We start from the raw sequence: 23094 nt of genomic DNA on the forward strand, positions 1-23094 counted from the left end.
GCAAACAAAGGCTCGGATTTGTGCAGATATTGAGACTGCGTTTGAACTCTCAATTCGATGCTATTGAGACGATGTGTCGATTCAATAATTTCAGTGGAGACTCGATTCCCAAGGATTGACGACACCTTTCAGAATTGAAAGATAGACGCACGCGCTCGACACCCGATGACTCAGCAATTCTCAAGGCCGGTCGTATTGCGACCTGGCCATGATCAATCGAGGTCTGTTGATGCCGATCCGTCTCGTATTTCCAAGCGTCTGCTCAGGCAATGTTCACTCGGAACGTACAGTTTCTTTGACAGCAGTTGCCCCACGTCTTTATACACGAGACGGTCAGTTTAAGACTGGCGCGCTTTTCACACCGTATCATGACCTCACTGGCACTGTGACCAGGGCATGGCACATTTTTGAAACCCATTTGCCGCTCAAGAGGTTTCGAAAACTTTGCGAGGTTCTCCGAGATTTGATTCTAAAGGTCGCCATTCTCCTGATGCTGGTATTGTTCATCGTTCAAGGGTCTGGTGCATCGTTATCGGCTCAGGAGACTGCATCCACTTGTGAGGTAAACGCTACGAATCGTGAGCCCGAGACAACCGCTTCGCCATCTGTAGCGCTTAAGCCGAAAGCCAGGGCCGTTCGTTCTATCGAGGAACGCTCTCAGCACATTCAGCGGCTACGCAAAGAGTATGAACTTCCCACTTCGAACTGGCCTGCCCCTGCTGTTGATGCCGGAGTCAAATGGCGTGAACTCGGGACAATCGAAGCTCCACCAGTCTCGGCACTGGCACCGACATCGCCCGCGAAGATTCAACTGGGTCGAGTGCTCTTTTTTGACCCTCGACTTTCACGGACGAAGGAAATGGCTTGCGCCTCCTGCCACGATCCCGATCTGGGATGGGCTGACGGTCGCATGTCGGCCTTCGGACTGGGGCGAACCATTCTGGCACGCAATACTCCCAGCATCCTCAATGCTTCGTTACAACCTGCATTATTCTGGGATAGTCGAGCCCGGAATCTGGAGGATCAGGCCAGACAGGTCCTTTTGAACCCTAAAGAAATGGGAGCGACAGAAGCTGACCTGATCGCGACGCTCGGCAATATCTCTGAGTATCGCGTTCTCTTTCAGGAAGCATTTGGGAGCGAATCGGTTTCTCTGGATCGAGTTTCGCAAGCGATTGCTGCGTTCGAAACCACTCTTCTGGGGGGACGCAGTCCTTTCGATCGATTCCTGAATGGACAAAGCCAGGCACTTTCTGATTCTGCACTTGTGGGGCTCGATCTGTTTCGGCGCGAAGCCCGCTGTATCAATTGCCACCATGGCCCGACGTTTTCCGATGGTCAGCTGCATGGCCTGAATATCAGTCATTACGGCAACAAACGCGAAGATCTGGGTCGTTACAACGTGACCGGAGCTGCTCAGGATTCGGGCCTGTTTCGGACGCCGTCACTGCGTAATGTCACCGCCACTGGCCCTTACATGCATTCCGGCCTCTTTGAACTGGATGAACTGCTGACACTGTACAACGCCGGCATGCCCAGAACCCCTCATGCCAACGACAACTCCAAAACACCACGATCCAGTCAATACTCCGGCACTAAGCCTCTTCCAGTCAAAAGCCCATTGCTGAAACCTTTGGGTTTGAACAGCCAGGATCTTCAGGATCTGGCCAGTTTTCTGGAAGCGCTGGCCGAACCTCGTATTCGTATTCGACCACCAGAACTTCCAGCGTCTGATTCCCAGAGGGAGCTGACCAATCAAAAAGCTGCCAGCCGACCTGCGGATGAAAGTTCGTAAGACGCGGCGGTCTCACACGTACTCTCACTCAGAGAACCTGAGGACTGGATCCTTGGGCTTTCCTATAAATCGTTTCGCGTTCGACTCAATCCTTTTGTCTCGTCATTTTCTTCAGGACTTCAGGCTATGCTCTCTCCATTACGCCCTCACGCTGCTCATCGTCATTCTTTGCGATCCGCATTTACGCTGATCGAACTGCTGGTTGTGATCACCATCATTGCGGTTCTGATTGCCTTGTTGCTCCCCGCAGTCCAACAGGCCAGAGAAGCATCCCGACGCACTCAATGCAAAAACAATCTGCATCAACTGGGTTTAGGTCTGCATAATCATCATTCGGCTTATGATGCTTTTCCTTCAACGATCAGTGGCACCATCGATGGTGTCAGTGTTTTCCATGGATGGGGTGCACAGATCCTGCCCTATATGGATCAATCGCCACTTTCCGGGATCTACGATTTTCGCCAGCGAAATAACAACGCGGTGAATCGCACAGCCGTTGAAACGCCTCTTTCGTTTCATGTTTGTCCAAGTGTTCCCGGTGATACCCGGCGGAATTTTCGATTTGTCACAGGTGCCGCTGGATGGGGCGCAGCATCCAGCGATTACATGGGTGTTTCTTCGATTTCGACAACTCAGTACACCAACGGATTCGTGGCGACACCTCGCCCGACGAATACCGATGGAGTTTTCCTGTTTTCGAGCAGGCCGGGTACGCCAGGTCGTAAAATCAAGGATGTCATTGACGGCACATCGAACACCATGATGGTCTGTGAATCGGCCGGTCGTTCTCACATTTACCGCCTCGGAAACATGGTTGGTAACTGCGATCAGTCCATGCTCACAGCCACAACGACGGTTGGAAACGCCAATTGTGTTACGATTTCCTCCTGGGCTGAAGCCAATCTGGGAGCATTGCGCGGCTCACTGTCGGATGGAACAGACACTCGAGGTCCATGCATGGTGAACTGCACCAACAACTTCCAGATCTACAGCTTTCATGAAGGAAGCGCAAACATTCTGATGGTCGATGGATCGGTTCGTTCTCTCAGTGAGAATGTCAGCAACGATATCGTGGCTGGTTTGATTACCATTGAAGGTTACGAAGTGCTTGGTGAATTCTGATGCTCGACGCATTCGTTGCTCGATTCATGTCGAATGGAAAGTCGCATCTGACACCAGAATTTCGCCTGCACAATACTCACGGAAAAATTGCATCATGTCTGTATCTGTCGGTTTTCTATTCCGCCCTTCCAGGCAGCGTACATTCCCCGGCACCAGAATCTTGAGCCTGCTGTCATTTGTAGCGATGTTGGTGCTCCCCTCGGTTTATGTGTTTGCCGTTGACAGCCCCTCGTCAACGAACAAACTTGAGGCTGCAGGTAACACGGCATCCATCGCCAACAAGACTTCACGACTGTCAGAGGGTGCAAATCTCCAGGATCCTTTCCCGGCTCTGACGCATCTGCTTTTCACAGACAAACTCGTTCCTGTCGAAATCGGGACGGTTGTTCCTGCTCCCGCGGGAACCGAGGTGGTGGTTGATCCGAAGCGACCTTGGTACTTCGGCAAACGTGAAGGGACTTCTGCTGACGAGCGGATCTTTGACGGGGATGTACGAGTCTCGCCACTGCTTAAATGGAACAATGACAACACTGGAAAACTGCAGCTCCTTGCAACCGAGCTTCGTACGGCACTGGCCAATCCTCAACGTAAGCCCGCACCCCTGATGCAGCTCTCGTTGCAGTGGGATCTGCTGAGTGTCTGGTGGCGTCTGGAACAAACCGAAGGAACTCCCCCCGAAGTTCTTTTGGAACTGGCCCGCCTCATTACCGATCTTGCACAACCGGCTCAAACGCTCAACTCCTTACCCGATGGCTACGAACGGGCTAAAGCCCAGTTCGCTGGTTCGAAAATGGTGGGCTATCAGACGCCCTGGTTCAGTTCTGATGAGATTCTGGCTGAACAGGATGGCTGGCAACAGCTCGCTCGCCGCTCAAGTAAGCTCTTTGTGGCCCCTCACTCGCTGCGTGCTTCGCGAATTTATATGAAAGCCCTTGATCCCGCTGGAACCAGTGCTGATACCGAAGCCTTCCTTAAGGCGTGGGCGACTTCGGGAACCACACGTGACTGGCAACCCGATCGACAGGTGCAGACGGCGATGATTCTGTCGCTGATCGGCATTACTCCTGATCTGCAGGCCGTTGCGACACCTGTCATTGACGAAATCCGCTTCCGTGTCGTGCATGCTCCGCAGGATCAGATTGATCCCCTGGAGACCACGTCCCGGGATGGTTCGACCATCTGGCTCTACTACCTATCCCGCTCCGGAACACAACAGGCTGGTCAACCGACCTATCGGTTTGTCAGTGGTAACGAGCAGGCACTCTTTCCCGAGTACGGCACATCCAAGCACACCACCTTTGCTGCTCAATGCACGCTCTGTCATCGACTTGAAAACTCAGGGAAGCAGGCACCTGGCGGGATCCGTTCGCTTTCGTCTTATGCTGGGGGAAAAACCACATCCGACCGGCTCCATCGCTTCCGGCTGGCGGAGACCGAAATGTCTGTGGTGACTGCCCGTCTGAAAGAACGCCTGGCTGTAGGAGCCAAAACTCTCCCACTCGCCGAGTTCGAATATAAGAAAACCACCAACGGGCTCTAGCCATCGTGGTGGGGGCCACGGAAAAATGGTCGTCATCCGTCCCATGGCTCCCTTTCACAACGGTGTTGAATAGCTGGGGAGTTGAACCCTCAGCTATTCACTCATTCTTTCTTGGACAACAAGACTAATCTCGTTCAGTTTTCAATCGCTCACCCCATCAAAACACTCGTGCATTTTGATGCGTTCTCAGGTAGATTGCTGAAACGATCTCATTCCTGCGTTTTGTGCGAGGCTCCCTGATGTTCTCCTTTCGGCATATCGCTCACACTCTTGCCAGCTATCGTTGTGTGACACCACTTGTCTTGACGCCGGCTGTGCTCATGGCGGGCCTGGTCTTTGCTGCTGATCCCAAGCCCATTTACGAAAGCCCGATTGTCTCTGCTGAGACGAAGGGCCACAGTGTCGCCATTGATGTTCCCTTGAATGGCGCGAAAGAACTTTACCTGGTTGTCAGTGATGCCGGTGATGGCTTTGGTTGCGATTGGGCCGACTGGATTGAACCAACCCTCACCACTTCGCAAGGTCAGGTCAAGCTGACGGATCTCAAGTGGAGTCGCGCGGAATCGGGCTACGGGCAGGTTCAACTCAACCACAGTTGCGGCGGTGATGCTCTCATGGTTGCAGGTGTGCAGCCTTCCTTTGGCATTGGTACGCACGCCAACTCGCTGATTGCCTACAAGCTTCCTGAAGGAACAACACGCTTCCAGGCCCGGGGTGCCATTGATGATGGTGGTGCCAATCAAGGCTGTGGCAGCACCGTGAAGTTCGCTGTCTACACGCAGGCTCCATCACCTAAAGCGACTCAAGCAACTGGCGGAAGTGCCGGGAGCCGAGAACTGGCCAAAGCGGTGGATCAGCTGGATGCCGGTGAAGGGCTCGAAGCGACGCTCTTTGCCGGTGAGCCGATGATGCTCAACCCGACCAACATCGACATCGATCCGCAGGGCCGCGTCTGGGTCTGCGAAGTGGTGAACTACCGCCACCACAACGGCGAGCGTCCCGAAGGTGACCGCATTCTCATTCTCGAAGACACGAATGGCGATGGCGTTGCCGACAAATCGACCGTCTTTTATCAGGGGAACGATGTCGATTCGGCTCACGGGATTTGTGTGCTGGGTGATCGAGTCATTATCTCAGCCGGCGATACCGTTTTCTCACTCTATGACCGCAATCACGATCTTAAGGCCGATCCTGGTTCCAAAGAGATTCTGTTCACCGGGATCGAAGGCAAGCAGCACGATCACGGCATCCATGCGTTTGTTCTCGGCCCCGACGGAAAGCTCTATTTTAACTTCGGTAACTCAGGCCGCCGTCTGAAAGACAAGGATGGCAAGGTCGTGGTTGATCTGAGTGGGCGTGAAGTCCACGATCATCGGAAGCCTTATCAGGAGGGGATGGTCTTCCGATGTGATCTGGATGGTTCCCATGTGGAGACTCTGGGCTGGAACTTCCGCAACAATTGGGAAGTCTGCGTCGATTCCTTTGGTTCGATGTGGCAATCCGATAACGATGATGATGGCAACCGTGGCGTGCGCATTAACTACGTGATGGAGTTTGGCAACTACGGCTACAAGGACGAATTCACAGGTGCCGGCTGGCAACAGCCACGCACTAATCTGGAAACAGAGATCCCCCTTCGCCACTGGCACCTGAATGATCCGGGCGTCATGCCCAATCTGCTACAGACAGGTGCGGGTTCACCGACTGGAATTCTAGTTTATGAAGGCAAACTGCTCCCTGCGATTTTTCGCAATCAGATCATCCATTGTGATGCCGGCCCGAATATTGTGCGTGCTTATGTGACGAAACCTGACGGGGCCGGCTACTCGGCGGAAATGGTCAATATTCTCGAAGGCAAACGGGACCAGTGGTTCCGTCCCAGCGATGTCTGCGTGGCTCCCGATGGATCATTGATTATTGCTGACTGGTATGATCCGGGCGTTGGTGGACACCGCGCCGGCGATGTGGAAAAAGGTCGTTTGTTCCGGGTGGCTCCGCCGGGTGCTCCTTACAAATTCCCCAAGCCTGATTTCAGCACGGTTGAAGGTGCTATTGCCCAACTGGCCAGCCCCAATCTGTCAGCCCGGTCGCAGGCCTATCTCGTGCTGGAAAAGATGGGTGCCAAAGCCGAACCCGCGCTCTTGGCACTGTTTGAAACATCCAAAGAACCTCGCCTGAGGGGACGAGCCCTGGGGCTCTTGAAAAAGAATCCCGCCGTCTTGCAGAAGGCTCTCAAGGACAGCGATGCCGACATCCGCATCGCGGCTCTGCGGCTTATCCGTCAGGTCTACAGCCCGGTCGCGGGTTCGAAGAACACGACGGTACTGACACAAGCGATCGGCCAGCTGGTCAGCGATCCCAACGCAGCGGTTCTTCGCGAATGCCTGGTCGCGCTGGCGACCTCCCACGCCTCAGCCGATGATGTCCACGGGAAGGGCGTACATGTCATTCCCCAGAAGGCCGAACTATGGGCTCAGTTGGCCAACCAGTATCAGGGGAGCGATCGCTGGTATCTGGAAGCCCTGGGCATTGGTGCCGAAGGGGATTGGGATGCCTGTCTGGGTGCCTATCTCAAGGCTCATCCCAACGCCGCAGAAACGCTGGCAGGCAGGGATATCATCTGGCGATCAAGAGCTGCACAAACGCCGGAACTGCTGGCGAAGATCATCTCTGATCCAAAGACACCCGCTGAGGAACTGCCGCGTTACTTCCGTGCGTTTGACTTCCTCACTTCTCCCGCGAAGGATGAGGCGATTACACAACTCGCTTTTGCGACACAGCCGATGCCTGATGGACGCGACAAGCTGATCCTGGCGGAAGCACTGGGAAGACTGAAATCGTTTGATCCCGAAAGCAATCCTGCTCGCAAAGCTGCACTGGCCCGTGTGCTTGAAACAACGCGCGGGACACCTGCCTATATTACGCTGGTGGATCGCTTCAACATGCAGGCCGAATATCCTGGACTGCTGGCACTTGCGAAGGCCCAGGCCGATAGCCAGCTGGGTGTCGATGCAGCTCGTGTGCTGGTCGCGAAGAATCAGGGAGTACTCATCGAAGCAGCTCTCGTTTCGAAAGCACCGGGTGATTTCAGTGGAGCCGCAATTCTGCGGGCGATTGGCAATGCTGGTGGTGGTGAAGCGATCAAGCTCCTCCGCAAGCTGGCCCTCGATGACAAGCAGCCTAACGAAGTCCGTATGGAAGCGATTCGTGGTTTGGCCAAATCTCAGCAGGGAGCTGAACAACTCATCAATCTGGCGAAAGAACAGAAGCTGCAGGGAGATTCGCTGGCGATTGCTGGTTTTGCCGTGCAGGCGGCCAATCATCCGAAACTCAAATCGCAGGTGGATGCCATCTTCCCGCCGCCACCATCCCGTAATGACAGTCCTTTGCCACCTCTGGCACAGTTGATTAAGAACAAAGGTAACATCACCAAGGGTCGAGAGATTTACTTTGGTGTGGGGACTTGTGCGAAATGCCACCAGGTCGGTTCTGAGGGCAAAGATGTCGGCCCGGCACTCACTGAGATTGGCTCGAAGCTGAGCCGCGAGGCGATGTTCGAATCGATTCTTTATCCCAGTGCGGGGATCAGCCACAACTACGAAAGCTTTGTGGCGGAACTCTCTGATGGTACCAGTGTGATTGGCCTGCTGGTCAATCAGACCGATCAGGAGGTGGCTCTGAAGAGTGCTGACGGATTGATCAAGACGGTCAAACGATCGGACATTGAGGAATTGACGAAGCAGAAGATTTCGCTCATGCCCGCCGATCTTCAGAAACTGATGACGGCCCAGGAACTTGTCGATCTCGTTGAGTATCTGCAGACTCTCAAGAAAAGTGGAAATTGAATTCCATTTCAAGCATGGCCAGCCCATCTCTCACCTGGGTGGGGGATGGGCGATGACAGCCAAAGCGTTGTTTCGTGCGACGATTGAGGCTTTATCTTGCAGTCGATGGGGCATGCCTGCTCAACTCACTTCCGCAGTCTAGCCTGCTCGCGCATGCCTGTGGAAACAGGTCACTTGAGCGGACTGACTTTCTGCTGCTCCTGAAGTCGTGTACTATCAGATCCATACAGAGAGAGTCCACATTGCCTGCGGCTGCCGGGATATCTTGAGAGCCATGGGTAAGTGATGGTCTGGGAGGAGAGAGTATGGATTCGTCAGGCATGCAGCTTAAGGGACTTCACACGATTCATCTGGCATTGCGTGATGTGCAGGCCTTGATTGACCGTGGCCCGAAGCAGACTCTCGCCAAGAAACAGTTGATTCAGAAGCGGCAAGCCGATCATGAAGCTGCCAGAGATCGCCTGAAGCAAGCCCGTTTGCTGGCTGATCAGAAGAATCTGCAGCTCAAGACCCAGGAAGCCCGGATTGCCGAATATCGGGCCAAGCAGAATACGGCGGCTTCAAACCGCGAGTACGACATTATCAAGGGGCAGATCGCTGCTGATGAGATGTCCAAAAGTGTGCTTGAAGATGAAATTTTCGAAACGCTTGAGCAGATCGATAAATGTCAGCTTGAAATTGCTGAGCGTGAGAAAGAAGTCGCTGCTGCTCAGGCCGAACTGGTGCGGTATGAAGCCGAGTACGCCGCTGAGAAACCTGGCCTCGAAGCGAGAAAAGCGACACTGGTTCAGCAACTGGCCAGTGCTGAAGGTTGCCTGCCGGCGAATATTATCCCGGATTACCGACGACAGATTCAGGCCCATGGTGCGGATGCTTTGGCACCCGTTGAGAATCGTTCCTGCAGTGCCTGCTATCTGCAGCTGACACAGCAGCTCTTCATGGAACTGCGTGCAGGGAAGCCCATGTTCTGCCGCTCCTGCGGACGACTCATTTATCTCGATGCTGAGGCAGACGAGTAATTCTCTTCGCCTGCACTTCAAACCTCTCTTCTCGCCATCCGGATACAGGCTGTCTTCGATCGCCTATCTCATGTGGACTTGCACATTCCATGGCCCGGCTGTCGCCTTGTGGTGCAGGTTGCAGTTTCCAATTCATGGCGAGACTTGAACTTATCTCGAAAACTTCAACTGTTATGCTTGCAAATAAAATCTGATCAGAGCGGGGCGTCGAGAAATCCGGGTTCAGGTTGCTGTTCACCCCTGCCGTTGATCTCTACGACCGTCTCTGGACAGCGTCCGTGATCCGACGTCGGAGCTATTCTTTCCCAACGGCACGCTCCTTGCATTTCTGTGAACATAGCGCAGTGCCTCTCTTGAGTTTGTTGATGAAGTCAACGCGGGTGAGGTGCCCTTCGTTCAAGTCAACCCGTGTGAAAGACTCGTGAATTCATGATGAGTTCTCGATTCGTTGCTCTTTAAACTGGTTCGAGAAAGCCTGTTTTCACGCAGATTGATCAGTTACGACCTGTTCAGGACTGCCTAGTGCAGGAGCAGATTTCGCCCACTGGTTGGGCAGCAAACTTACCTTATGTCCCCGGCAGCTCACGGCTTTGGATTTTTGCAGGAGATTTGGGTTCGCCTGCGAGTTCTGGTCAGCCGCCCACCTTGTTTTCGTACATCCGTCTTTGCCTCGTCATTAGAGAAAGTCAGAATATGTTCCCTCGTCGTCGCGGCTTCACTTTGATTGAGCTGCTTGTGGTGATTGCGATCATTGCCGTATTGATCGCTTTATTGTTGCCAGCAGTCCAGCAGGCACGAGAAGCCGCCCGGAGGACACAGTGCCGCAGTAATCTCAAGCAAATCGGCCTCGCACTGCACAACTACGAGAGCACTTATGGTTGTTACCCGACTCGCACCACGGGATTAACCGCAAATCCCGATGCCAAGCGACATGGTATGCCAGTGCGACTGTTGCCGTTCATCGATCAAGCCGCCCTTTTCAACACTTACGACTTCCGTCAGCACTGGTATTTCCCAGTGAACGAACCCGCGATCCGCACTCCATTAACTATCTTTACTTGTCCCTCCGATCCGACGCCGAATGTGGATACTTCGACCTTTACGGTTGACTCAGTGACTTACAGTACCTTGCAGCGATCCACGACCGACTATGCCGAGAATGGTGGCGTCAGTACTAACCTGACGCTGGCCAGTGGTCTGGTCGATGCCCAGACAGTGAACAATCCTGATGGTCCTTTTGAAGACAATTTCAAGATCTGCCGTATCCGAGACATTATTGATGGACTCTCGAACACAATTTTCGTGGGTGAGCGTGGAGGGGTACCACTGCGATACAATAGTGGTGTTCCTTCTGGAGCAGTGATTCCCGGAACGGGCATGCTTAATACTTCCGATGGTGGTGGTGGCTGGGCTGATTATCGTCAGGGTGTCCGCATGGCTGGGTCAACAGCTGGGACTGGAGCCAGGAATATCAGTAGCACAACCAATTTTGGTCGATGCGCGATCAACTGCACCAATCATGAAGAATATTACAGCTTCCATACAGGTGGTGCTCACTTCCTGATGGGTGATGGCAGTGTGCGATTCAACTCTGAGAACATTAGCATCACGGTCATGGCCAGGCTCTTATCTGCTCAGGCTGCTGAGGTCGTGGGAGAGTATTAACGCACGATATCGGCCTAATGTTGACCGCACTATTCGTTATACATGTCTATCTTGCGATCTCAGTTTTTTACAGGAGTGATTGGGCTTTATGAAACGTCGTGGATTTACGCTGATTGAGCTGCTCGTTGTCATCGCCATTATTGCAGTACTGATTGCACTCCTGTTGCCCGCAGTTCAACAGGCGCGCGAATCGGCCCGGCGAACGCAATGCCGGAACAATCTCAAGCAAATGGGATTGGCACTGCATAACTATCATGACCAGTACCAGTGCTTTCCTGCTGGTTTTTATCGCGGTTGGCCATTTGTGAATACGACCACCACACCAACCTCGGGAAGCCCCGGTTGGGGTTGGCAGACGATGATTTTACCTCAGATTGACCAGGCCCCGCTCTATAACCTGCTGAATGTCGGTGCGAATCGCTTGAACGGTACTGCGACTGTCACTTTTCAGGGTGTGGCGGGAACGCCCATCAAGGTTCTGGGCCAGCAACCAATTGCTGCCTATCGCTGCCCGAGTGATGTGGGTGCTCGATTGAATCCGAATCGTGGAGACTACGCGACATCGAACTACCTGGGTGTTTTTGGCCCCGCCTTCGACAATACCGTCGAAGGTTCCGATGCACTCGTTCGCGGGAGCTGGATTGGTCGAAATCGTGGTATCTTCGGTGCGAACTCCTCGACACAATTCAAGAATATTACAGATGGCACCACCAATACTGTCATGATTGGTGAAATTGCACTGGGATCTTTCCGCGTCGACTCCGCCGGATTACCAGTCAATTTTAACGGTGGCACCTGGATGGGCTTGTCGTCAGACAATACCTCGAACGTCAATACAGCACTTTCGCTCTGTGGCTACTGTATCCCCGCGAACACTGGCGCTGTCAATCGTCGGATTAACTCTCCCAACGGTGGAAACGCTTTCAGCAGTTTCCATACAGGTGGGGCTCATTTTGCCATGGCCGATGGATCGGTGCGTTTCCTGAGCGAGAATCTTGATCTGGATATTGCCGATCGCATTTCCGGAATGGCAGATGGTCTGACTGTCAGCCTGGATTGATGATGCCTAGATATATTCCATAGCCAGTTTTATAGAAAGTCCTTTGCATGTTGATGAGGTTTTCGAGCTTTTGTCTCTTTGTCGCATTCAGTATTGCCGCATCCAGCTTGACGCTCTCGGTGGCTCAGGCTGCTGAGCCGATCCGAGTGTCAATCTATGATCACTCGGATGGATCGGCTAACGGGCCGAAAAATCTGATGAAGTTTCTGACTGAGGAAAATGGCTTTAAGTGTGTGCGTGTCAGCCCGGAAGAGATCCGCGATACCGATATCCTCACCAAGACAGATGTGCTGATCATCCCTGGCGGGAGCGCCAGTGCGCAGTCGAAAAAGCTGGAAGAAGCTGGCTGTGGGAAGATCAAGGAGTTCGTGAAAAATGGGGGTGGCTATGTTGGTATCTGCGCTGGTGCTTACCTGGCGACATCCGACTACTCCTGGTCACTCGGCTTAATGAATGCCAAGGTGGTCGACAAGGCCCACTGGGCTCGCGGCACAGGCCCTGTCGAACTGGAGATGAAAGAAACAGGCAAGACGTTGCTGGGTGAATCCAGCGATCTTGTGGGTGTCTATTATGGCCAGGGTCCGCTGCTCAGCCCTGGAAGTACCAAAGAACTCCCTCCATATGAACCATTAGCACTCTACGCCACAGAGATCGCGAAAAAGGGTGCTCCCTCCGGTGTCATGGTGGGTACCAGTGCGATTGCCAAAGTCAATTACGGAAATGGACGGGTCATCTGTTACAGCTGTCATCCCGAAGGTAAGAATGGTCCTCACCATCTCATCAAAGCCGGTGTGCGCTGGGCAGCAGGGATTGATGAGCTACCGGCTCCTGTCGCCTCTCCACAAAAGTTAAGTGCCGATTCGACAACGAAAGTCGATTAACTGCGATAGCCATGATTTTCGCAACGGATTCGATCCGCTGCTGAATCAGGCTTGATATTGAATAAGTACTTGTGAGCCGCTGGTTTCATCAACCAGCGGCTCACATTAATAAACGTCAGGTCATCGTAACCAGATGATCTCAGGGATTTCACGGAATCATTGTGCTTCATCTGGCTTGTGACTGCATCGAGTTCGCTCTCAATTTTTCGCGAACGTCTTTCTAGGCCAGCTCATGATCAATCAGGGTCGTTGTTGTATGCTACGTTCATCATTCATGGTTTCGACTCTGTTCGTTTTGGCGATGGGAGTATTTGTTCCTGCTGCCAGAGCTCAGACGGCATCGAATCAGCCAGCCGTTTCTAAAAAGCCAGCGACGACAAAACCTAAAAAAGTTGAGTTTGTGACGATTCAAAAGGGAACATTGCCTGTCATTTTGTCGGCACCGCATGGAGGTGAACTCGATTTACCCGGTTCGTTGCCGCGAGATCGGAAAAGCGGGGGAAGCAGGTTCCAGACGGTGCGCGATGTCCGTTCCAGTGAATTGGCCGAAGCGATTGCCAATCAATTGGAAGCGGAATTTGGCCAGCGGCCTTATCTGGTGATCCTGCGAGTCTCACGCAAGTATCTTGATGCCAATCGCGAGGCCGACTACGCCTATGAATCTCCCGAGGCTCAGGTGGTTTACGATGAGTACCATGGTGCGATTGAGCAATTCAAAAAGTCGATTCTGGAAAAGCACGGCTCAGGGCTTTTGATTGATGTGCATGGTCAGAGCAAGGAGAAGGGAGCCGTCTATCGGGGCACCCGCAATGGTCTGACAATCAGTGCTTTGAACCGCCGGGTGGGCAAGGATGCCGCTTCGTTGTATTCGAAAGTCATGGAAGACGCAGGATTACGGGTGGTTCCTCCCTCGACAGCCGCTCCCAATCAGGAAGTCGAGTACAATGGGGGTGAGATTGTTGTGGCGCATGGCAGCCAGAATCCTGGTGGTATCGACTGCATTCAGATGGAGTTTGGCGCGGATCTGCGTTCTGTTGCCGCTTTGCCACAGACTGCGAAAGATTTCGTCAAAGGGCTCAGCCCTTTTCTGAAAGAGCACTACGGTGTCTCTGAGCAGCGTCAGGCGGCTGCGGGGGGAACCTCTCCAGCGGGTCGATAGCTCGGCACTCGTCGAGCGAATGCCGAATTCGCCTGCGAATCTCACCTGATGATTTTTTCGCAGGACGACCCGACATTTGACCTGCAGACAAGGTACACTTGCGGAATAGGGCCAATTCTGGCTGTTGTAAGACAGTTTTTGGACTGTCGATTCAAAAAACATATTCCCAAGTCGAGAGTTAAGTTCAATGCAACTGGTTTGTCCACGTGCTGTGCTGTCTGCAGCGTTCACGGTGGTGGGTGCTGTGGTTCCTTCCCGGACGCCGCGAGAAATTCTGAAGAACGTCAAGCTGGATGCCGTCGCTTCCGGGCCGGGAGCGACCTCTTCGGCCCAACTGACAGGGACAGATGGTGACGGTACGAGTATTCGCTTTGATTTGACAGATGTGGAATGCAAAGTGGGTGGCAGTGCCCTGTTGCCCACACAGCGATTAACGTCGATTTTGCGGGAACTGACAGACGATACTGTCTCGCTGGAAGTCAATGGCGATGCTGTCTGGCTGCGTTGTGGTGGCAGTGAGTTTCGCCTTTCGGCCGAAGATCCAGCCGACTTCCCGACAGCACCTGAATTCGTCGAAGAAGATTATTTTGTCGTCCCTGCCGATGTCTTTCGCCGGCTGATCAAGCGAACGCTTTTTGCTACTGATGCTGAGAGCACGCGGTATGCTTTAGGTGGTGTGCTCGTCGAGATTACTGCGGATCAGGTTCGTATGGCTGCGACAGACAGCCGCCGGTTGGCTGTGGCTGTCGGGGCATGTTCTGTGGAAGGTCAACCTGTCAGTGGCAGCCAGCAGCCCGTGGTTCCTTCAAAAGCGATGTCACTTATTGAGAAGTCACTGGGTGATGAAGCGACCAATGTCTGCCTCGCGATTCATACCAATGATATTTCCATTCGGGCTGGTCGTGCATCTATTACCACGCAGCTTGTGCAAGGGCGATTCCCGGATTATCGCAAGGTGATCCCCGCCCGCTATGAGGCGGAAATTGACCTGGTCGCATCGACCTTCCTGTCAGCCGTGAGACAGTCACAGGTGGTGACCAACGAAGAGAGCCGGGGCGTCGACTTTACGTTTGCTGAAGGGACATTGAGACTTGCCAGTAAAGCCGCCGACATTGGACAATCGAAAATCGAATTGCCCATCGGCTATCAGGGGAGCGAACTGACGATTCGCTTTGACCCTCGGTTCGTGGGAGATTTCCTGCGTGTGCTGGAGGGTTCGTCCACTGTCCATCTGAAGCTGATCAATGATGAAAGCCCTGGCGTGTTCACCACGGATGACGATTACACCTATGTAATCATGCCACTCAGCCGCGACAGTTGATTGTTCGCGTCTGTTTTCATACGGATTCCAGTATTCGTCTACGCTCCTTGGTATGGGGTGCGCTGGGCCCAAGCGTCTTCGCGAATCCCCAGATCGTGCCGAAAATCGCTGGGGGTTCGAAGACTCAACCCCAGCCACCCGCCGCGCATTGTTTTTTGGACTTGGCTCAGCCCGCAGGATTCATGAGTTCAACAAAAAGGTCAGGGGTCATGGAAAGTCTCCATCACCCCTGACCTTACATTTTTCACCCGGCGGAAACTTCACCACCAGGAGGAAATCCGATATCGGAGTTAGACCACTTTGGTCACACCTGGCGTGGCAATGGGATAATTGCCTTCGCTATCGGGCTTCACAGGCATGTCGGCATCCCAGCTCAGTTCCTTGGGGAAGAGACTGATCTGTGAGTTGAGGGCATCGTTCCACTCAATGACTTTCCCTGAGTATGTCGCCATGCGGCCCAGGATCGATGTCATCGTGCTGAAAGCGCCGTTATCGGCTTCGTTGTAGGCAACACCACCCTTAATGGCCTTGAGCAAGTCGTCGTGCTCGACCACGTAAGGATTGGGGCGCGGCCCGCGATAACGCCAATCGTTCCCGGCGGCTGTAATCGAACCGGAAGGATTTGAAGTTCCCTTCGAGCCATGCACAAATTCAGAGACCTGATTCCAGGTGTTCGGAATATGGCGGCACTGGGAATAAGTGCGGGAACCATCCTTGTATTCGAATTCGACGCAGTGATGGTCGTAGATTTCGCCATATCGCTTATCGACACGAACCTGTCGGCCACCCATCCCATTGGCACGGACTGGGTAATCACCCTTCACCCAGTTACAGACGTCGAGATTGTGAATGTGCTGCTCGACGATGTGGTCACCGCACAGCCAGTTGTAGTAGTACCAGTTACGCATCTGGTATTCCATTTCGCTCTTGGCGTTTTCGCGCTTGAGCGGTGGTTCCCACACGCCGGCATTGTTCCAGTAGGCCCGCATGGCAATCACATCGCCAATCTGGCCATCCTTGATGCGGTTGATGGTTTCGATATAGCCAATGTCATGATGTCTCTGGAGACCACAGCCCACCTTAAGGTTCTTTTCTTTGGCCAGCTTGCTGGCGGCCAGCACCTGACGGACGCCGGGAGCGTCGGTCGCGACTGGTTTTTCCATGAAAACATGCTTGCCGGCATTAATGGCGTATTCGAACTGCTGAGGGCGGAAGCCTGGAGGAGTTGCCAGAATCACGAGATCGACACCGCTATCAATCACTTTCTTGAAGGCATCGAAGCCGAAGAAGACCTTGTCGGGAGCAACATCGACTTTGCTTCCCTTGTCGCCCAGTCCGCCCTTGATACTTCCCACGGCCCGATTGGCGCGATCTTCGAACACATCGCCCACAGCGACCAGCTTGACGTTGTGATCGGTCGAGAGAGCATCGCGTGCTGCACCTGTTCCGCGTCCACCAGAGCCCACCAGGCCAATGCGGATCACGTCATCACCTTGAGCATAGGCACTTGTGGCCAAGCCCGCCTGTGCAGCCAGGGCCGCCCCTGCCACCATACCGGTCGTCGCGAGGAACTCCCGACGTGATCCATTCAATTGATCCATAGTTAACTCTCCGGAGGTCGTTTCGTGATTCAAAACTTCGCTGTCATGAGTGAGCATGCTCTCAATAGGGGTGCCGACCCGCCATTGATCTTCAGCGATAAAACATATCAATAGTCGATCATGCTTTGCAGCCGAAGGCAAGCGCCGTCGCGGGAAAACTGAACGCGAAAGCCGAACTCATCCTTCGACCGGTGATCATTCAGACTTCATTACGAACTGATGTCTGAGAAAATGAAGTCTTTCCATCGATTCTGCGGCTATTTCTTGAGAATCCAGATGTTCTGAAAGTGAACTTTATCGCCGTGGTTCTGCAGGAAGATGGCCCCTGGCTTCTGATCTTTCTGGCCACCGCCGGGTGTGGGCTTGAGTTCGAGGTTTTCGTGTATCACCACTCCGTTATGCCGAACGGTGGTTTTGGCAGGTGATTTCACATTGCCTGCTTCGTCGAACTTGGCACAAGTGAAATCGACATCGTAAGTCTGCCAGGAAAGTGGCGGCAGGCACATATTCACTCGGGGTTTTGAGTTAATGTAGATGCCACCGCATTCGTTATCAGCCCCTTCGAGTCCGAATGAATCGAGGATCTGGGTTTCATACTGATCACCCAGGTAGAGCCCGCTGTTGCCGCGAGCCTGCCCGCGGGCATAGGGCATGTAAGGGGATCGAAATTCGATATGCAGAGTATAGTCTTCGAACTTTTCCTTGGTGCGAGTCCCCACATTCAGAAGTTTGTCTTCGGTCATGGAAGCTTTGTCCCATTGATCGACATTTGTGCCATCGAACAGCACGACGGCACCTGCAGGTGGTTTTTGCCCCAGTGTGGGTGACGTTCTTTGGACTTTGTTGAGCTCGACTGATTTGGCCGAGTGCCTCACAACAGCTTTCGTGCCTTCAATGACCACTTCGTAGTCGCTACCAGCCAGCGAGGTTTTGCCGTCTTTTGTGGCACCATTCAGCTTGAACTTGTCGGTCTTACCTTCGAAGCCGGCTCCAGGGAGCCCACCCTGGTAGAGGACTCCGCGAAACTTGCTATCGCCATCGGCAATCACCTGCAGGCCCCAGCCATCAGCCGCATATTCGCCTTGAATGGCAAAATCCGGCCCTGCTGCAGCCGCATCGAGATAGGCCGTCTTGGGGCCGTCTGCGGCCATCGCCGTATTGTCAACCAGGAAGCAGGCCCCGGCGGCTAACCCTAACGTGAGAACTGTTCGCCAAGTGAAATTCATGTGCCGCATGAGAAAACTCCCGGAATGGTCGATCAGGTGGTGAGGGCAGAGGTTGTCATCGCTCTGCGCGAATCGCAACAAACTCATCCAGAGCAGCTTATCCGTTGGCGGGGTGCAATGTCAGCCACTTGCCAGGAAAACTTAATTGGGGTGTGGCGAAACGAATTCAGTCGAGAAATCGCTCACGCTCTCCGGGTTGTGGCAGGCGGCAGGCGTCGGCCTGTCCAAACATGCGATATCGGTTGCGGGCGATAGAGCGATATATCAGATCGCGAAGAGGCCGGGGGATGATGCTCCCCAGATGGCCCAGCACTTTCCAGAAGCCACCTAACTCCTGGGCAATGGCCAAGGCAGCGGTGGAATGGCGAAAGAGTTGGCCGTTTTTGGCAACGACCATCGAATCGAGTTGCTCGCGATCAGCAGCGGGGAGCATCTCAGCCGCTGTGGTTCCTTGCAGAGGTGCGAAGAGGATTGAACCCTGTGGCTGTCGTTTCAAGACAAACTGCACCGACTTCTGACACAGCCCGCACTGACCATCGTAGAACAGAATTACCCGGGATGAGGGCTGCACTTTTTGGCTGGCCACTTCACTCAAGGCAGGCTGACTGTTAGGCCCGACAGCCTGTGAAGTTGCCACTTCGGTGGGAGAGATCGTCATGGCCTGGCCCTATCGACTTCATCGCTGATCCTTGTGCCCTGCATGGGCAACAAGCAAAACAGAATTAGCACATCAGCTCTGACATGAGAACCGCAGCCTGATCACGAAACCAACAGCTACTTCCGAATGCTGGTTCACGGACCTCATCACTTCGCACTTCATCATTTAGCAATGGCTGTTTGTGACGATTCAGAGCAGCTTTCTTGAAACTTTTACAGGCAGAAATTGCCGAAAAATAGAAATTGTTTCCGAACTGCTCGGAGTGATTGTAACGGTTAACTCCAATGAGAATATCGAGTTATAACTCGACTAGGCGCATGACGGCAAAGTGGCGCATGATTCGCTCGTCAGAAGTTTGGCACGCCAGCAGGATGCTCAGTGCCAAATCCGGCTCAAAATCGTCCTGAACCGATTTCCGAGCCTCGGACGAACAACATAGATCGGAAAGTTTGCGCATGGATGCGACACGGGCCAGAATCGCTCTATTGGCGATTGCGTTCCTTCACTGTTCATTGCTTTCGCTCACGGCACAAGCGGCCAGCTACCGCACTCCCAACTTTATTGTCACAGCGCCGACCGATGAATTCGCTCGCGTTGTGGGAGAAGCCGCTGAAGAGTTCCGCCGGGACTTGTGCCTCTCCTGGACAGGTCGCGAAATGCCCCGCTGGGGAAAGCCTTGCCCAATTTCCTGCAAGGTGGGGAACTACCCCGCAGGTGGTGCCACCACGTTCAATTTTGATCGTGGCGAAGTCTATGGCTGGAACATGGAAGTTCAGGGGACTCCCGAACGAATCCTGGATTCGGTTCTGCCGCATGAAGTCAATCACACGATTTTCGCCTGCTACTTTCGCCGACCACTTCCTCGCTGGGCCGATGAAGGCGCCGCTTCACTCATCGAACACGAATCGGAAAGAATGCGGCTGGAAAAACTCGCCATCGAAGCCACGGGTGGACGTCGCAAAATTCCTCTGAGAACACTTCTGGGGATGAAAAACTATCCGCAGGATCAGCGGCAAGTCCTCACCCTCTATGCACAAGGCTATCTGCTGGCGGATTATCTCATTGCCAAATCGAGCAAAGGGGAGTACCTCAAGTTCCTCCAGTCTGCTCATGAACGAGGATGGGATCAGGCACTGCAATCTCATTATGGCTACAGCAACGTCGAGCAGATTGAACAGGAACACGACCGCTGGGTACTCGCTGGCTGCCCAAGGCAGCCCGCAAGACCTGGTGAAATGCTCGCTGGCAACAATTCACAGCCTGCATCCGAACTCCAGGCGACCAGAACACAGCCAACTGCACCACTGGCGATGGTCGCTTCCAATTCCCCAGGTACGGCTAGCGAACCCCGTGGATTTTCACTGACTCGACCTTTCGAGCGTCGATCAGCCACTAATTCGAACGTCGATAACTTGCGGGTACGTGGCCAGAATCCAGAAACCAGCCAGGCTGTCGCCATTCTGGATCGTACTGAAACCTCCGATGTTCTTGTCGCAGCGACTGCACCTGGCAATCGCCCCGAAAACAGTCGCATCGTACAAAACGAGGGTTATATTCCGGCTGACCCAGTGGCCAATCTCCGCACGACTGAGATCGAGGATGTAGCCGCTAATACTCAAAAGATTGACCCGCGACTGGCAGAAGCCCGTGCGGCACTTGCTGCAGCCACACAGGCCATGCAGTCCGGGCCTGTCGCATCCAGCTCAGCTCCAATTAAAGACCGTGCTCAATTAAGCCAGCCGCTCTTGCAACAGACAGAAATCCCGCAGTTTGAACCACGAGCCACGGCTCGCGTGGAGTAGCCTTTTCCGGTTGCTCACTTCAGACGGGTGGGTGGCAGGGGCGGATGTCTTCATCCGCCCCCTGGTCATTCAAGGTCACCCGCACAAATACATCTGACAACATGCATTCATGACTTTTCACGCTGTTCGTTAAAAACGATCCGAGTCCCATGACCTGGGGGCAAACGAGGACGTTTGACCCCAGCCACCCCGTAGCCTTTTTCAATGCATAAATCTTTTAAGCGGGTGGAGGCTGCCAATCACCCCAATGCGAGAGATAATGCTGATAGGCCGGTGAATTGTCTGCCTGATTTTCCAGCCATGTTTTCGTTTCACCCACCAGTTGTTGCTCACGCTGAAGTGTCAACTTGCCCTGCAGAACCTGGCTTCTCAGAAAGACAAAATAGGTATCCAGCACATCACAGCGACAGTAGTCGTTGATTTCTTCGTCGCGTCCTTGATGATGAAAATCCTGCACCATCGAACCATCGATGCCACTTTTGCCGGGCTTTCCCAGCACGTTGGCCAGGAGATTCAGCCCGCCCGAAAGTCGTGTGGCACCAAAGTTCGAGAAAAAGTCGCACAGGTCGAAGTGAGACGAACTGTTATAGCGATTGCGGGGCTGCTCGAATGATCTCAGTTCTAATGAGAACCATGCGGGGATCGAGAAACCATAGCGCAGTGCCGCCAGTTCCAGCACAGGCATGTCGTAAGAACGGCCATTAAAGCTGACCAGTGTGGGATAGCCATAATGCTGCCAACCCTGCCAGAAGAGCTGAGCAATCCGGTGTGGGCGATACTCCGGTGCATCAAGAACGACCAGATCGAGCAGGCGAAACTCGGGATCGATTTTGGCAATGGCCACCGAGACAGGAAGCATGTAGGTGACGGGGAGAACATCTTTTCCCGTCGTTTCCATCAACTCGGCGCGGTACTTCGCAATGGCTGCCTCTGCCGAGAGATTTTCACCGGGAAAGCGGATGCGGGAAACCAGCTCACCATCGGCAATCGCTTCAATATCAAACACGAGATAACTGACGGCCGTTCGTTTTTCATCAGCCATGGCGAACTTTCTTTCCCGCAATAAACCACCAGTTCCCATGAACAGCCGGGTCATGGATCGCTTTCACACCTTCAGGATTCTCCCAAAAGAATGTCCCCTTGGGAATCAAGATCCGGTACAACCTGATGACAACCTGCATCTGGAGACTGATGATTTGAGGAGTGTTGGCTGATGAAGATCTGCGAAGTATCGAGGCATTGGGGTTCTCTTCTGGATTGGAAAACCATTGGCTTCTGCCTGTCGGGACTGCTGCTGCTGGGCACACTGGAACCAGCTGCGGCCCAGTCGAAATCTTCCAGAACCAGTGCTTTACAACCGAATACCACGAAGAGTGCTGCCGTTCGAGTTGCCCCGCCTTACAACGACAAAACACCGAAGCGCTACGACCTCACCGCCCGGGCGAGTGAGATCGATCCCAGAGCCAAAGAGCATCCTGAGATTGGTTTTGTTTTTAACAAAGACGGCAAGCCGCAGGATGTGCAGCATGCCGTCGTCGATACGCGCGTCAAACCGCGAGGCAAGCTAGTGATCTGGCTGATGGGCCACAATCAAGGGCTGTTCGAGCGGATCTCTGGCTATGGAATGCATGGCATTCAGGTGCATTATGCGAATGGCTGGTTTGGCAAGCTCAACAAAGAACCACCACCCGATGAACTCTACCTGGGGCGAATTCGCCTTGAAGCAGCGACGGGCGAAGACTTCAGTCCCGACATTGAGATCCCGCTTCCGGACGGCATGGCCGAACGTTCGCGTCAGTTTGTGAAGTGGCTGGCCAAAGAAAATCCTCAGGGGAAATGGGAGCAATTCCTGACCGAAGAGGGTGATCTCCGCTGGGAAGATGTCATCATGAGTGGGATTTCGCACGGTTCGACGACAGCCGCCCGGTTTGCTGTCCATCAGAAGGTGGATCGCGTGGTGATGTTTTCCGGGCCGCGCGATCAATTGGAAGGTTGGTACAAGCTTCCTTCAGCCACGCCGCATGAGCGGTTTTTTGGCTTTACGCATGTGCTGGATGGTGGCTGGACTGCAGACCATTACTGCCGGTCATGGCTGTTACTGGGGCTCAATGACTTTGGCCCGACTGTGAATGTGGATGACGCCAAACCCCCATTCAGCAATACCCGTCGTCTGGTCACGAATGCCAATGTGGGGAACGATGCCAACAATGCTCACGGTGCTTCGGTTCCGGGCGGGCCGTCTCCCAAAAATTCGAAGGGTGTCTACCTTTATGAGGATGTCTGGAAATACCTGTTCACGCATCCGGTCGATCGGAAGGGCCCGGCAGTCCCTGCAGAAGCCGATTGCACACTCGAACATAAAGTCAAAGGGAAGAAGTAAAGACGGGAATGATATGGATT

16 protein-coding genes are annotated in these 23094 nt (G+C 53.6%); 12 read left to right on the forward strand and 4 right to left on the reverse strand.

Annotated elements, in window-relative coordinates; genetic code table 11:
• Positions 1 to 463 precede the first annotated feature (463 nt).
• From PLIM_RS00150 to dnaN, 10 genes are all read left to right on the forward strand, one after another.
• Positions 464 to 1795: a cytochrome-c peroxidase gene (locus PLIM_RS00150; RefSeq protein ID WP_230849363.1), complete on the forward strand. Its 1332-nt coding sequence runs from the start codon at positions 464 to 466 to the stop codon at positions 1793 to 1795.
• Positions 1796 to 1921: 126 nt separating this feature from the next.
• Positions 1922 to 2917 (forward strand): DUF1559 family PulG-like putative transporter, encoded by a 996-nt coding sequence (locus PLIM_RS00155; protein WP_013108311.1) that lies wholly within the window; start codon positions 1922 to 1924, stop codon positions 2915 to 2917.
• 94 nt (positions 2918 to 3011) lie between these two features.
• Positions 3012 to 4457, forward strand: coding sequence for a hypothetical protein (locus PLIM_RS00160; RefSeq protein WP_013108312.1), 1446 nt, complete (start codon positions 3012 to 3014; stop codon positions 4455 to 4457).
• A gap of 239 nt (positions 4458 to 4696) precedes the next feature.
• A complete protein-coding gene (locus PLIM_RS00165) occupies positions 4697 to 8302 on the forward strand; it encodes a PVC-type heme-binding CxxCH protein (RefSeq protein WP_013108313.1) in 3606 nt (1201 codons plus the stop codon).
• A gap of 305 nt (positions 8303 to 8607) precedes the next feature.
• On the forward strand, positions 8608 to 9321 hold the full coding sequence (locus PLIM_RS00170) for a zinc ribbon domain-containing protein (protein WP_013108314.1): 714 nt from the start codon (positions 8608 to 8610) through the stop codon (positions 9319 to 9321).
• Positions 9322 to 10014: 693 nt separating this feature from the next.
• Complete coding sequence (locus PLIM_RS00175) at positions 10015 to 10986, forward strand: DUF1559 domain-containing protein (RefSeq protein WP_013108316.1); 972 nt, start codon at positions 10015 to 10017, stop codon at positions 10984 to 10986.
• A gap of 88 nt (positions 10987 to 11074) precedes the next feature.
• Positions 11075 to 12046, forward strand: a complete 972-nt coding sequence (locus PLIM_RS00180; protein ID WP_013108317.1) for a DUF1559 domain-containing protein — start codon at positions 11075 to 11077, stop codon at positions 12044 to 12046.
• A 47-nt stretch (positions 12047 to 12093) separates the two neighbouring features.
• A complete protein-coding gene (locus PLIM_RS00185; protein WP_013108318.1) occupies positions 12094 to 12927 on the forward strand; it encodes a BPL-N domain-containing protein in 834 nt (277 codons plus the stop codon).
• Between the two features lie 256 nt (positions 12928 to 13183).
• Positions 13184 to 14086 carry an N-formylglutamate amidohydrolase gene (locus tag PLIM_RS00190; RefSeq protein ID WP_148226925.1) on the forward strand — a complete coding sequence of 301 codons (903 nt, stop codon included), beginning with the start codon at positions 13184 to 13186 and terminating at the stop codon, positions 14084 to 14086.
• A gap of 187 nt (positions 14087 to 14273) precedes the next feature.
• A complete protein-coding gene (dnaN, locus tag PLIM_RS00195; protein WP_013108320.1) occupies positions 14274 to 15407 on the forward strand; it encodes a DNA polymerase III subunit beta in 1134 nt (377 codons plus the stop codon).
• 290 nt (positions 15408 to 15697) lie between these two features.
• On the opposite strand, the gene PLIM_RS00200 is transcribed toward dnaN, so the two are convergent.
• From PLIM_RS00200 to PLIM_RS00210, 3 genes are all read right to left on the reverse strand, one after another.
• Positions 15698 to 17008, reverse strand: coding sequence for a Gfo/Idh/MocA family protein (locus PLIM_RS00200; RefSeq protein ID WP_013108321.1), 1311 nt, complete (start codon positions 17006 to 17008; stop codon positions 15698 to 15700).
• A gap of 257 nt (positions 17009 to 17265) precedes the next feature.
• On the reverse strand, positions 17266 to 18243 hold the full coding sequence (locus PLIM_RS00205) for a 3-keto-disaccharide hydrolase (RefSeq protein WP_013108322.1): 978 nt from the start codon (positions 18241 to 18243) through the stop codon (positions 17266 to 17268).
• Between the two features lie 157 nt (positions 18244 to 18400).
• Positions 18401 to 18892 carry a thiol-disulfide oxidoreductase DCC family protein gene (locus PLIM_RS00210; RefSeq protein ID WP_148226926.1) on the reverse strand — a complete coding sequence of 164 codons (492 nt, stop codon included), beginning with the start codon at positions 18890 to 18892 and terminating at the stop codon, positions 18401 to 18403.
• Between the two features lie 455 nt (positions 18893 to 19347).
• Between PLIM_RS00210 and PLIM_RS22100 the strand changes: the two genes are divergently transcribed.
• Positions 19348 to 20694, forward strand: coding sequence for a hypothetical protein (locus PLIM_RS22100; protein WP_013108324.1), 1347 nt, complete (start codon positions 19348 to 19350; stop codon positions 20692 to 20694).
• 217 nt (positions 20695 to 20911) lie between these two features.
• On the opposite strand, the gene PLIM_RS00220 is transcribed toward PLIM_RS22100, so the two are convergent.
• Complete coding sequence (locus PLIM_RS00220; protein WP_230849364.1) at positions 20912 to 21790, reverse strand: 3'-5' exonuclease; 879 nt, start codon at positions 21788 to 21790, stop codon at positions 20912 to 20914.
• A 117-nt stretch (positions 21791 to 21907) separates the two neighbouring features.
• On the opposite strand from PLIM_RS00220, the gene PLIM_RS00225 reads away from it, so the two are divergent.
• Positions 21908 to 23074 (forward strand): BPSS1187 family protein, encoded by a 1167-nt coding sequence (locus PLIM_RS00225; protein WP_013108326.1) that lies wholly within the window; start codon positions 21908 to 21910, stop codon positions 23072 to 23074.
• The last annotated feature ends 20 nt before the right edge of the window (positions 23075 to 23094 follow it).

The sequence above is a fragment of the Planctopirus limnophila DSM 3776 genome (assembly GCF_000092105.1).
GTDB classification, from domain to species: Bacteria; Planctomycetota; Planctomycetia; order Planctomycetales; family Planctomycetaceae; genus Planctopirus; species Planctopirus limnophila.